Source organism: candidate division KSB1 bacterium, from assembly GCA_016214895.1.
Taxonomy (GTDB): domain Bacteria; phylum Electryoneota; class RPQS01; order RPQS01; family RPQS01; genus JACRMR01.
Genome location: JACRMR010000020.1, coordinates 78284 through 91053 on the forward strand (window position 1 = coordinate 78284; position 12770 = coordinate 91053).

Here is a 12770-nt window from a genome sequence, read left to right on the forward strand (position 1 = left end):
ACTCGTCGCGGTGAATTGATTTGCTTACTTCAACAACAGCAACTTCCCGGTCGCCGTGTACGAACCCGCGTTCATCCGGGCAATGTACATACCGCTGGGCAGATTGTCCGCCGTGAAGCTGACGTTGTAACGGCCGGGCTGATAGACATCATCAACCGGGCGCGCGACCTCCTGACCGTTCATGTTGTACAGCACGATCTGCACGCGGCTCGCGTTCGGGACATCGAAGCGGAAGGCCGTTGTCGCATTGAACGGGTTCGGGTAGTTGGCATGATACGCGAACTCCGTCGGCAGCGGCAGCGGCGGTTCCGGCCGATCCACCGACACGAACAGCGTGACCGGAATTGTGTACAGCAGGCCCGGAGCAGTGTGCGTGATGCGAATCGTCGCCTGATACTCCTGTCCCGGAGTCAGACCGGCGGCCAGCATCCCGACCGTGATTTCGCGAGCTTGTCCCGGGTTGATAGTGCCGGTCGCCGGCGAGGCCGTCAACCAATTGGCATCGTCGCCGATCACATAATTCAGCGGACACAGACCCGCCGGATTCGAGATCGTGAAAAACGCCGCCACATCGTGTCCCGGCCACGTCGTTTGCGAAATGGACGTGACATTGAACACCGCCTGCGGCGCGTTCATGACCGCATCCAACTCCGTAACCCCGCCGTCGGTGACAACGACATCAGGCGTAACGGTGTCGCACCAGCCCGGCTTGGAAAACACGACGGTCACGGTACCGGGTTCGGCGCCCAGAGTATAGGAACCGTCCGCGGCGGTGTAGGCCGTATCGACCTGACTGTCCACGTACACGGCCACGCCTTCAACCGGAGTATTTGCCGGAGCCCCGATGACAACGCCTGCGATTTCTCCGGCCGGACCGCCCCAGAACTGTACGGCAGTCTCATTTTGCGGTTCAAACGGCCCGCCCACGCCACCGAACCAGAGCTGGATGGCTTCCGTCCCGGTTTCGTTTTCGACGCCCACCGTCGCCTGATTGACATCGGCCATCGACTGATACACGAAGCGGATCCCGCCCCGGTCGTCGATCACGCACTCAAACGTGTAGTTCCCGTTGCCGTTGATATGCGGTACATCGAGCCATGCCGCGATGAACACACCATCAGCCGCATCGGATCGATACATCACAATTCCGCCCGTCGGAAGGAACAGATCGTCCCAGAACGGATACAGTACCGTGTTCGGCTCCTGCGCGTTCGGGATTTCGGTATTCACGAACGACGCGCTGTTGCTGGTGAATGAAACAAAGCCGTTCGAGCAGATGTACACCGAGGTGTATTCCTGGCCGTAGTATTCGACCGTGAATCCGAGCGGGAACGGTCCGGAGGACTGATCGTCACCGGTCAATCCGGTGTTGGTTCCGTCCGTGGAGATATCGATCCACTCGTAGTCCACGACTTCCCACGGACTTTGCACCGCGCCGATGCGGCTCGCGCCGTCGCCGACGTTCGGCACTTCGTCGAAGCCGCGCACCGTCCACGTGTAGAATTCATCCGGCACCGGCGGCGTGTCAAGATACTGCGTCACGTTCGCCGCGACGCTGCCGATCTGGACGTCGTTCCGGTAGATGCGATATCCCGCGAGGTCCACCAACTGCGAACCATCCGCGTTGGTGGTCGGCGCCGTCCAACTCACCCGCATGACCGACTGGCCCTGCGGAGTGAGCTCGATGGTGGGAGGTGCGCCCGGCGCCATGTTGCAACGGGCATCCACGACCGTATTGCTCGGAGCGGATTCCTCGTTATTGTCATAGTAGGCCGTTACGTAGTAGTCAAACGGCTGATTTTCCGGGCGCGGATCATCGTAGAATAGCACAGCCGGGAGCGTCGTCCCGATCTGCCCGCCGTCGCGATACACCCGGTACTGCACCACATCGTCCAGCGTTCCGTGTCCGCCGCGTGAATCGATGCCGGCATCGCCACCGCGCACAAAGGGAACACGAACGTTGGTCGCCGTGGTCAGACGACTCGCCTGCCTCCAGGTATCGGAAACAGACTGCCGGGCACTGCAGGTAACCGGGAACCGCTCGAGGCTTGCCCCGGCCTTCGCCGTCAGCGCCCGCGTGCGCATCGCTTCGGCCTTGAAGTTCGTGGCCTTCGCGACCGCGACCGGACCCCGATTGACGACCGGCGATTGCACGCCGACCGGACTGGGCATGAGTTCCTGCGCGACCCCGCCGATATCTCCGATCACGAAACAACGCTGCATCGGAATGATAATCAGTCCGGGCTCATACGGGTTCCACAGCCCCGCGTCGGAAGCGTAGTAGAACGTGTTGTTGATAAACGGCGTGGCTTCGTCGCCGCCCACGCAGATCGCATTGGCCGCCATCTGCCGCATACCGATGAAGAAGGAGCCGCTCGTGACCGTGACCGGCGTGCTCAGTTCCCACTCTTGGAACACGTCGTACGGCGCGGCCTGATTCAAGTCCACGACTCCGAGCGGATCGCCGGTCGGCAACCCACCGCTCTCTTCAAACACGCCGATCTGAAGCGGATCTCCATCAGTCGCGAAACCGCTGATGTACGTCTTTAACCGAGTCACCGTGATCGGTCCGTTGCCCTGATAGTGCGCGACCAGCCAGCCGTAAGTGGGCTGGAAGCCCCACCAGCCGATACCGTCAACGGTGTTCGTTCCGTTGTCGTAGAACACTTCGACTTCCGGCGGCGAACCCGGGGCAAGCCACTGGAGATGAATGTGATCGTCGAAGTTTCCGTTAGCCGTCAGATTGACCGGCGGGATCGAACCGAACAGAATAGCATGGTCCAGCAGGGCCATGTCGGATTCCACCGGAGTCGATACGTTGATGTCCACCGCGGACACCGCGTAGTTATAGACGTTGTCCTGCGTGAGCTGATCCGTCGCGTTGGACGGGACCACGGTAGCGACCAGCGTCCAAGTATCCTCGGTCTGCAGCTTGCGATAGACCCGGTAGTTGTCCACCAGCGGATCGGCGGAGTTATTCCAGTCGAGCGTGACCAGACCGGTCGCGCTGTTCACGCTGCCGATGAGCCCGGTCGGAACCGGCGGATCCAGGCGTACGAGCGTGAAGTTCTGGTTTCCGATACCGCCTTCGGGCACCGCAACGATCAACTCCTCCGGGTGATATCCCGCGAGCGTACACGTCAGCCGGCGGTTACCGACGACCACGCCTTCCAGCGTGTAATCGCCGTTGGCCAGCGGATGCGTCACCGGATGGCTAACGCCGTTGGCGGCCACCGTGACCTGCGTCATCACGCCCGCGCCGCCGTCAAACGTAACGTGCCCGGTGACGTTGGCATAGGTCGGCTCCGGACCCCAGAACGTAACTGCGGTCTGGCTCGCCGGAATGAACTCGCCCGCGCCATCAACGCAAACCTCGATCGCGTCCGTGCCCGTCAGATTCTCCACACCGGTTGTCCACGTTGTCGCATGGTCAACCTCGTTGTAGTTAATCTGAATTCCGCCGTCGGAATTCAGCACGATCTGGAACGTAAAGCTGCCCGCCCCATCGATATGCGGCACATGATCCCATTCCACGATGAATTGACCGAGTGCAATGTCAGAATAGTAATAGACCGCTCCGCCTGTCGGCAGGAACAGGTCATCCCAGATTCCGTAGATCGCGTTGTTCGGCTGAGCCGGGTTGGGAATCGGCGTGTTGACGTAAATCGCCGAGATGTCGGTGAATGATATCCAGCCGTTCGAACAGACACGGACTGAGTTATACGTGTTGCCGTAGAACGTGAACGGGAATCCGATGTTGAACGGTCCGAGGTTCTGATCGTCGCCGGTCAGTCCGGTATTGGTTCCGGTGGCGTTAATCTCGGTCCATTCATAGGAGCCTTCCGCCCATGGCAGGACCACCGAACCCGACCAGGTTCCTGCCGGTCCCACATTCGGAATCTCATCGTAACCGCTCACGCCCCAGACATACGTCTGGTTCGCTTGCGGCGGCGTGTCGTCAAACTGTTGCACGCCGGGCGCCACAGTACCGATTTGCACTCCGTCGCGATAGACGTAGAACCCCGCGAGGTCCACCAGTGCCTGGCCGTTCGCGTTCAGCGTGGGATCGGTCCACGAAATCCGGACCGTCTGGTTATTCAGCGAGGAACCGACGACGTTGGCGGGCGCCGCCGGCGCCATGGCCGCCATGCCCTCTTCGGTTCCCGTCGGGCCGGACTCTTCGCCGTTGTCGTAGTAACCCTTCACGTAGTAGCTGTAGGTGATACCTTCAGCCACGAAGTCATCGTAGCGATTCTCGACCGGCGAAGCCAGCAGCACATCGTCACGATAGACATTGTAGTGGACGAGCTCATCCAGCGTGCCACGGCCCGCGCGGGCGACATACTCAAGCTCTGGAGCCTGTGAATAGGCGCCGGATTCGACATGGTAACCGCCGGTGGCACCGGCAAACCCGCGGTCCGCCGCGAACTTCTGACGTACCGGACCGACGTTTTCAATCGGATTGCCGTGCTGGTCCTTGGCGGGCAAAATATCGGCCGTCGTCGTCCCGGCCGGAACCTGATCGACATGATAACCCGACGGATCGCCGATCGCCATCACATAGCCGGCCGCCGCACCCGGCGCACCGCCGACCCACACGCGGCACATCCAGTCATGAGACGTCCACAGATTCCATGCCGGATGACCCTGCGTCCAGTATGACCGCGAGTCCGGCGAGCTATTATCCGAACCGGTTCCCGGTCCGATGATTCCCGGAGGGAACTGCCAGAGCACCCAGAAGTCCGCTTCCGTATCAAGCGTCACTTCGCCGTCGGAGTGGGCAATCAACCAACCCGGCGTGCTGTCGGCGCCAATCTCCGTCCAGGTCTGCAACGGGTTGTTGAAGTCCGGAATTCCGCCGTTATCCGCGCAGAGCAAGACCTGCGGCAGCGGATCACTGCGCTCCATGTAAAGGTTAATCGTCTGAATCGGCAGCGGGTAGTCCACCGAGTCCGCGGGCGGCGGCGTGAACCGCACGGCGAAGAAGTCGGTCGGACCGTTGGGGCTGGCCACGCGGAACCACACTTCCGACGTTCCGTCATCATAATTGAGTTCCACGGCCGGATGAACTCCCGGCGGCAGCCAGCTCAAGTGAATATGGTCGTCAAAATTGCCGTTGGCCCGCAGTAGTGCCGGCGGCAGTTCGCCGTAGAGCACCGTCTGGAGGTTCGAGTTTCCGGATTCCACCGGCGTCGAGGCCCCCAAGTCCACGGCGCGAACCGTGAGATCCCAGATGCCGGATGCCGGAATCTGCTGCGTACCACTCGTGGTGGTGTATGTGCTGCCCAAAATCCAGTCGGCATTCTCATGCAGCTTGAAATAAATGCGATACTCATCGACCAGCGGATCCGTCGAAGCGTTCCAGGCCAACGAGACCAAGCCCGTTTCATCAACGCCGTTCGTATCGAGACCCGTCGGCGCGGCCGGCGGCAGACGACGCAGCGTGAGGTCCGCTCCGGTATAGCCGCCGCCCGGCACCGTGATGCTGATCGTCGTCGGCGCATAGCCAGCCAACGATCCAGTAATCAGCCGGTCGCCAATGACCACATTGTTCAATGTATAGTCACCGCTGGCGTTCGGATTCGAGGTCGGATTACCCAGCCCATTGGCACGCACGGAGACCTGCGTCACCACTCCGCTTCCGCCATCGAGGGTTACATTCCCCGAAACCGTCGCACCCGTCGGTGCTTGCAGTCCCCAGATGATCACATCGTCAAAATAGAATCCGGGGAACGCCGAAATGATTGGATCGGCACCGAATTCAAAGCGGAACAGCGGCGTCTGGCCGACCATGCCGGTCAACAGGAAGGTAGCCGGGACCCACCCATTCGAGTTCCCGCTCCAGGCCGGCTGGCCGCTCATCCACTGATTATCCGGACTTAATGCACCAACCGGGTATCCTTCCTCCGGCGATAGAACGTTCCAGGTTGCCCCGGCGTCCACGCTGACCTTCAGGTTCGCGCCGTCATAAGTGTTCTCGCTCGAGTACCAGACCCAGCAGGCAAATGACGCCACCGGCGAAACGACCGGCAGACCGACATCGAGATCAACCCAGTAATGGCCGTCGTCTTCATAGATATCATCCAGGTCCAGTCCCCAAACGTTCGGCGCGCTGTTCGGTTGCGGTCCGGCCCCTTCGGTGGGAATGCCCCACTCAAACCCATCCGCGTCCCCGGCGGCCACCCAGCCGCCGTCACCCTGATCAAACCCATCATCGTAAGTCGGGCTGCCGACGCGGACGTCCACGGTGCCCGAAGACCCGTAATACGGATTGGCATACGCCCGAACGTAGTAAGTCAGGTCTCCCGACGGAGCATTGGCATGAGTGTAAGCTTGCGTTCCCGGCGCCAGCGTTGCCAGCAACACACCGACGCCCGGCGTGCCCAGCCAGACCTGCACGTTGGTTAAGGTAACCGGGTTCCCGTTGGTATCCTGCGTCGGATCAATCCAGCTCAGATCGACAGTCGTTCCCACCACGTTCGCCGCCACGTTTGTCGGCGGATTCGGAATGCCATTGGCATCCACAACGAGATAGGCCACACCAGCAGTCGGGCACGAGCCTTGACCGCTATTGCAGATTTCCAGACCTTCGGTGCCGCTGGCATTCTCGATCCCCACACCGCCGCCCCCGTTATTCGTCAGGAGGGCGTACTGGAGAATTACGCGGCCGTCTTCGTAGCAGATGATTTCAAAGGAATAAAGCTGCGTCGGATTCCCGAATCGCGGGCAGTCCACCCACGCCACGATGAAGCGATCATTCGCCGGATCGGACAGCCAGTAGGTGCCGCCCACGCTCGACGGCAAGAGATCCTCCCAGAATCCGTAAATCGCATTGTTCGGCTCGTTGGGCGAGATCAGTGGACCAAACGCGCCCAGACTGTTGCTCGTGCTCGTCGGCGATATCCAGCCGTTCGAGCAGATTCGCATCGACGTATAATCCTGATCGAAGAATGGGAAGGTGAATCCCAAGTTGAACGGACCTTCGTTGCAATCATCGCAGCTCGTGGCCCGCGTTCCCGTCGCGGTGATATCAATCCACGCGTAGTCCGTTTCCATCCACACATACTCATCCAGCGGATTTCTGCCGCGTCGCTCATTGTCGATCACCGGCTGCGGCTGGTTGACCGCTGCCAGGTTGATCGGAGCCCCGGCGGCGGCCAAGTGCCGAGCCGCCAGCAATTCCTCCGCCGTCCATTGTTCCCCCGCTGCCCACTTATCGAGCAGACGAACGACCTCGGACTTATCGTAGCTCTGATCTGCGCGCACCACGACCAGCCCTACGACAAGGACCAGCGCGAACAAAGCTGCTGTCAACTTCCAAAACCGCATGATCTCCTCCGTCAAAGTTAGACGAAACCCAGTCTTCCGTAACTATAGAATAAACGGACTTCTCTCCTAATAATCAAGTCTGCCCCGGAAAAGAGACCTCGGCGGAATATGCTTCTCCTCCCCGGAGTTTCGCGTACCTCTCGGGAGGTGGGTGGTTGTAACTTAAGTGATTATTTTACAGGTAATTGTGCTTGTTTGTGACTCCTCTTCTCCGAAGCGTTTCGCCTAAAAAATTGTTATTAATGGCGTTATGTGAAACCGTAAGCCATGCTTGGCGTGCTCATTAACGCATTTTATGCGCACTCGCGGTGTAACCGCCGAGCGCACCAGGAGCGAGCCGCTTGCGCATGCCGCAGGCCATGCGTAACTTTAGCGAATCAATGGGGGACCGTGGTCCCGCGCACCCGTCTATCACCGCAACCGAGAGGTCTGCACTCGGAGGAGTCCATGGCGAGAGTTCTACGGATTATACTTATGGCTGTCTCGGCGATCACGGTATCCGCCGGCTATGCGGCGGTTTCAACCCCCGACGCCCGGGTCGGCGTCCCGCTCTTCGGGGACTCGCCGACGCCTCTTGGTGTCAGCTCGCCAACTCCCGGCCTGACCACCATCTCACTGGAGAATCCTTCGGTCCAGATGCAGGAAGTCACCGTCGATTTCCAGACCTACACCTCGTTCGGCATGGCCGGAGAACCGTGGGCGTCTGTTGACGGCTCCCCGGCGGTGCCGCAGATCAGCCGTTTCTATCGGATCGCGAACACGGGGGGTGTGGACCTCGTCATCAGCAATGCGGATTACGAGATTCTGAACGACGTCGATGTGCTGCCGTTCCAGTGGGAGGAAGCGGCTTTCGGCGGTCTCAATCGTGACGAGGCGGTCTATTCTGCCGACCAGTGGTACCCGGAGCATGTAGTCGAGATGTCCGAGCCAATGATCCTGCGCGATTTCCGCGTGGTGTCGGTCACGCTCTATCCGGTGCAGGTCAATCCAGCAACTCGTCAGGTTCGAATCTACCATTCGATCAATGTTGATCTCGTCGGCAATGAAAACCCGGCGCCGAATGAATTGCTGAATCCGCGCCGCCCCTCAGGGAACTGGGTGCCGCTTTACAATTCGGTGATCGTGAATCTCGATGACGCGGCGCTGGCGAACGCTACGGAAACTCCCGGCAGTATTCTGATCGTCTCGCACAACAACTCGCAGGCTACGCAGTGGGCGGACAGTCTGGCGAGATGGAAGAAGCGCCGCGGGTTTGACGTCACCATCGACGCCCGCAGCAACTGGAATGTCAACACCATTCGCACAGCGGTGCAAGCCGCGTATGCAAACTGGGACCCGCCTCTTGAGTTCGTCGTAATCATCGGCGACCCGCAGTGGACGTTCGGGATCACGACGGACGGCGGCAACTATGACCACACCTATGCGCTTGGTAACATTGGCGACGATCTTGAAGACATTGGCTGTGGTCGCCTGAGCGGCAATTCGGCGGACCAAATGGCTACGATCAACGCCAAGATCATGGCCTACGAGCGTACGCCGAATATGACGGACACACAGTGGTACACCAAGGCCTTTCTGTATGCCGGCGTGGCCAACGAGATCGCGTCCAATTACACGCTGATGCAGTGGACGGCGCAGCAGTTCCGCCTGAACACCGGCGTGCAGAACTGTCAGGTCAACTGGGTGAACGGCCATGTGGACGACAATCTGGTTCGCACGCAGTTGAACGGTGGCGTCGGATACTTCTTCTGGCGCGGAAGCTGGCTCTCCCAGATGGAGACTTCACTTGCGGGATCGTGCTCGAACGGTACCCGGCTGCCCATCGTGATGTGTGTGACCTGCGGTGCCAATGAATTCGTATCTGGCCTTGGCATCGCCGAGTCGTATCTGTTGGCCGGTACCGTCTCATCCCTAAAGGGCGGCGTGGCTGCCATTGGAACTTCGACGTCCGGTACTCACGCGCCGCCGAACGGCACATTTGCCGGGGGCTTGCTTTATGCGATTACCACACAGGAAATCGAGCACCTCGGTCACGCGCTTAACGCAGGCAAAGTTTGGCTGCCGCTGACGTTTGGCGTCGGATCAAGTGAGGCCCAGAGTTTCACGCGCTGGAATAATCTGATGGGTGACCCCAGCCTCTCGATGTGGTCGCGCACTCCGACCGTGATGTCCGTGACGTTTGAGTCCACGATCGCCGTCGGCACGCACAGCGCGACCTTTGACGTGGTTGACGATCAGGGTATTCCGGTGGAAGACGCCCTCGTCGTACTCTGGAAAGGCACGGAGACCTATGAGCGCGGTTTGACGAATGCGCAGGGGCATCTTGAACTGCCGACGAGCATTCAGTCTGCCGGTGACCTGCTGTTGACGATCACCAAGCGCGATTACGTGCCCTACCTGGCCACCATCGCCTGCAATGCTGTGGACGAGCACGTGGCCCTGACCTCATACACCATCGACGACGACAACTCGGGCGGCACGAGCGGCAATGGCAACGCCACGCTGAATCCGGGCGAGACGGTTGACCTCCCGATCTACCTCAAGAATTACGGCGGCACGGCAACGGCCACCGGCATCTCTGCCCAGTTGGTCAGCCACAATCCGAAGGTTACGATTGCCACACCGTCAGCGACCTACGCGAATCTTGCCCCCGGTGATTCCGCGCTGGGTTCGACCGCCTTCCGCCTGGTCAGTTCTTCGACTCTGCTGCAAGATGAGGTAATTCTGCTCACGCTGAACGTGACGGCGGCCTCCGGATCGACGCACAGCAACTTTGAAATCGAGGCCAAATCCGGGCGGGCGGACTTTCAAACCACGCAGTTCACGCCGAGCTTTGCTCCGGGCGTCACCAGTCAACTAAGAGTAACTTTGCACAATGGCGGTGTCGCTGAATTAACTGGTGTCACGGCGACGCTGCAATCGCTCAGCCCCTTTGTGGCCGTGGACGACGATCACGGAGATTATGGCACGATTGCGATCGGCGGAAACGCGACCAATACCGCGGATCAGTTTACGCTCCGCGCGAACTCGCTGACGTTCCGCGGTCACGTCGCTCCGATGTTGTTGTTGGCCAGGACATCCAACGGCCATGTCGATTCCGTCGGCTTCACCGTCACGGTCGGCAATGCGACTGTGACCGATCCGACTGGTCCCGATGTTTACGGTTACTACGCCTACGATAACGGTGACGCTTCGTACGAGATGCATCCCACGTTCAATTACGTGGACATCTCCGCCGGTCTCGGCACGAACCTGAACATCAACGACATCGGCGAGAAGACTCAGGTCAGCCAGGTCTGGTCCGCCGCCCGTGCGTTGCCGTTTGAGTTCAGCTATTACGGTCAGGTCTTCGATTCGATCACGGTCTGCTCCAACGGCTGGGCCGCCTTTGGCAGTCAGGCCTGGCACGACGGCTTCCGCGATTTCCCGATTCCGGCGCAGCAGGCTCCCAATGCCATGCTGGCCCCCTATTGGGATGACTTGCAGACTTCCGGCTCCGGGCAAGGCGTCTGGACCTACTACGATTCAACCAACCACCGTTACATCATTCAGTGGAAGGCGAAGGGCGGCAGCAGCTTCAGCACACAGCTGAATTTCGAGATCATCCTCTTCGACGAGGAGTTCCACCCGACGTTCGACGGCAACGGCAATATCCTCTTCCAGTACCAGACAGTGTCCCTGAATCTGCCGGGCATCGGCGGCGAGGCCGATGGTCAAACGATCGGCATTCAGGCTCCGCTTGGTCTGATCGGATTACCGATCTGCTACCAGCTCGCCCATACGCCGGGGTCGGCCACCGTTGCGAACAACCGTGCGATCCTCTTCTCCACTCAGGCGCGCAATCTGCTGGGCGACATCCAAGGCACGGTGCGCGATGCCGAAACCAACCTGCCGATGCCGGGCGTTCAGATCACGATCGACGGCCAGAACTACCTCGGCACTTCTAATGCTCAAGGATTCTACACGATTCCGGACATCCTGATTGGCAGCTACACGGTCCGCGCATCGTATCCGCGCTACAACGACGGCACGGTCGAAAACGTCATCATCGAGCTGGACAGTCTTGAGACGGTGGACTTCATAATGGTTCACCCGGAGTTTGCGCTGTCGCGGGACACGGTTCGCGTGTCAATCCCGAGTCAGCCGAGCGCGACGACCTTCCAGATCATCAATGACGGCAACGGTCCGCTCGACTATGCGCTGAACATCACCTATGCCGGCGACGTGAATCCCGATCCCTGGAACTTGCTGCTTGACGACGTGATTGAAGTGACTGGCTCCACCGGCGACCACCTGATTCTCGGCTGCGAATTTGTCGGCGACTTCTGGTGGATCTCCGGCGGTAACGGACCCGACGGCGACAATCTGCTTTACAAGTACAACTTGAACGGCGATCTCGTCGGTACTCTGGAGCAGCCGACCAGTTCCGCGTACGGTTGGTTTGATGTCTGCTGGGACGGCAACTACCTGTACGGATCGGATGACGACAACCTGACCGGAATCGATCTGACCAGCGGCCAAGTGATGAACCAGATTCCGATTCCGCTCAGCCCCGCCCGTGCGATCGCGTTCGATCCGGCCACCCAGACGTTCTGGATCGCGGATTATACGCACGACCTGTTCAAGGTCAACCGTCAGGGCCAGATTCTGCAACAAGTGGCCAATGCGGAAGGCCCGAATCAGTTAGCGATTACGGGTATGACTTGGCGGGCCGACGATCCCGATGGGTACAAGCTCTATATCTTCAGCCAGAACGGCGCCGGCAGCCAGACGCGTGTGACTCGCATGAACACGCAAACCCTGGCGCGCCAGACCGTGATCGACCTCGAGGCGAATCCCGGAGATCGCTCCGGCGGCTGCGCGATGACCGGCGGGTGGAACAGCACCTTGCTTGTGTTCGGCGCGATTCTGCAGAACTCGACGGGCGACCGCCTTGGCCTCTTCGAAGTCGATTTCAATACGACGTGGATTGATGTGACGCCGACGGCGACGACGATTCCCGGCGGCACCAGCCAGACCGTCAACGTGGTCTTCGACGGGGCCCAGTTGCGGCCGTTTGTCTATCGCGTCAACATCAACATGCACAGCGACGTGCTGGATACGACCTATTCATTGCCGGTGGTCTTGACGGTCGAGGAGACCGCGGCGGAAGACGGTCCGCCCGCCCTCATCACCGAGTACAGGCTGTTCCAGAACTACCCCAACCCGTTCAATCCGTCCACGTCGATCCGCTACGATCTGAAGGCCGCGGGTCACACGACCCTCGCCGTTTACAATGTCAACGGCCAGCAGGTGGCCACGTTGATCGACGGCGTTCAGGAGGCCGGCGCCCACTCGGTTCACTTTGACGGCGCGGACCTGGCGAGTGGCGTGTACTTCTATCGACTGGAGAGCGCCGACTTTGTCAGGGTTTCCAAGATGGTCTTGATGAAGTAAGCGCA

At 60.0% G+C, this 12770-nt stretch carries 2 protein-coding genes; one reads left to right on the plus strand and one right to left on the minus strand.

Annotated features, from left to right (window positions below; all coding sequences use genetic code 11):
• Positions 1-24: 24 nt before the first annotated feature.
• Complete coding sequence (locus HZB60_10200) at positions 25-7329, minus strand: carboxypeptidase regulatory-like domain-containing protein (GenBank protein ID MBI5060136.1); 7305 nt, start codon at positions 7327-7329, stop codon at positions 25-27.
• 447 nt (positions 7330-7776) lie between these two features.
• Here HZB60_10200 and HZB60_10205 point away from each other — a divergent pair, with 447 nt between their 5' ends.
• Positions 7777-12765, plus strand: a complete 4989-nt coding sequence (locus HZB60_10205; protein ID MBI5060137.1) for a carboxypeptidase regulatory-like domain-containing protein — start codon at positions 7777-7779, stop codon at positions 12763-12765.
• Positions 12766-12770: the final 5 nt, after the last annotated feature.